Here is a 591-nt window from a genome sequence, read left to right as displayed (position 1 = left end):
GTCGAGATCGACGTCGGACTGGGGTTTGGCTGGAGTCATTCGCTGGCGCATCGGCTGGCGTTCGATGGCGATGCGGTGGTCTGGATTGATCACGAGAACCGAAGCACACGGTTTCCCTTGCCCAGTGTTGAACGGCCGGCGATTCACAACAGCCTGTCGCGGGCGGCGATTTTTCTGGGGGATGAGCCGGAGGAGCTGATTGTTGCGCTGGCCGGGGATGCGGCGCGGTTTTATCACTTTCGCGCCGGGCGGTTGGGGGCGATCAGTGATGCGTATGGCAATCGGCTGACCGTTTCTCGCGATCATCAGGAGCGGATTGTTCGTCTCGACAATGGCGCGGGGCGGTCGTTGTTATTGCGCTACGACCGGTCGCAACTGGTCGCTGTCGACTATCAGTCCTTTGGCTCTGACGGGACTGGCTGGCATACCGAACAGACCCTGATCAGCTACCGCTACGACGCCCGCCAGCGTCTGCTGGAAGCGACCCATTCGGTTGGTGACAGCGAGCGTTACGACTACGACGACGCCCACGTCATCCTGCAGCGGCAATTGACCGGTGGTGCGAGCTTCTTCTGGGAGTGGGAGCGTTCC

1 protein-coding gene is annotated in these 591 nt (G+C 61.4%); it reads left to right on the top strand.

Going from position 1 to position 591, the window contains the following annotated elements; translation table 11 throughout:
- Window positions 1–591: DUF6531 domain-containing protein (locus U862_RS29250; RefSeq protein ID WP_256214781.1), on the top strand; the 591-nt coding region annotated here is incomplete at both ends.

This window comes from Pseudomonas sp. H1h (assembly GCF_000633255.1).
Classification (GTDB): Bacteria; Pseudomonadota; Gammaproteobacteria; order Pseudomonadales; family Pseudomonadaceae; genus Aquipseudomonas.
The sequence above is the reverse complement of the archived record's forward strand: the minus strand, read 5'-3'. Positions and strand labels throughout refer to the sequence as shown.